Source organism: Corallococcus sp. 4LFB (assembly GCF_046520365.1).
Taxonomy (GTDB): Bacteria; Myxococcota; Myxococcia; order Myxococcales; family Myxococcaceae; genus Corallococcus; species Corallococcus caeni.
Map to the genome: position 1 here is coordinate 1 of NZ_JBKGHJ010001263.1, position 379 is coordinate 379.

The window sequence follows — 379 nt, forward strand, 5'->3', positions numbered from 1 at the left end:
AGCCCGGCTGGAGGGGCGCGTGCAGCGCGGAGGCTTCCGGCAGGGGGCCTTCGGCCCGGACTACGAGTTGGCGCGCTTCCAGGTGGCGGGCCCGGCCTCCATGCCGCTTGCGGAGGCTTCGTTCCCTGACGGGTCCTCGGCGTATGGCGAGGTGATTCTCAATTGGGACGCGGAGCGGCTGGGCACTCTGGCGCGGCGCCACCTGCGCCTGACGATGGGCGCGGAGGCCTTCTCGTGGGGCCGGGTGGACGTGGAAGGGCGCCTGGAAGTGCAGGTCTTCCACCGGAACCTCACCGTGGCGGTGGGCGGACTGGCGCTGGGCACGGGCCAGCCGGCGGCGCGCTACCTCGTCTCGGGCGAGGCCCGGTGGCGCCTCCTG

At 73.9% G+C, this 379-nt stretch carries 1 pseudogene; it reads left to right on the plus strand.

What is annotated here, in order from left to right:
- Positions 1-379: pseudogene (locus ACLEQD_RS45240) on the plus strand (hypothetical protein); the annotation flags it as partial.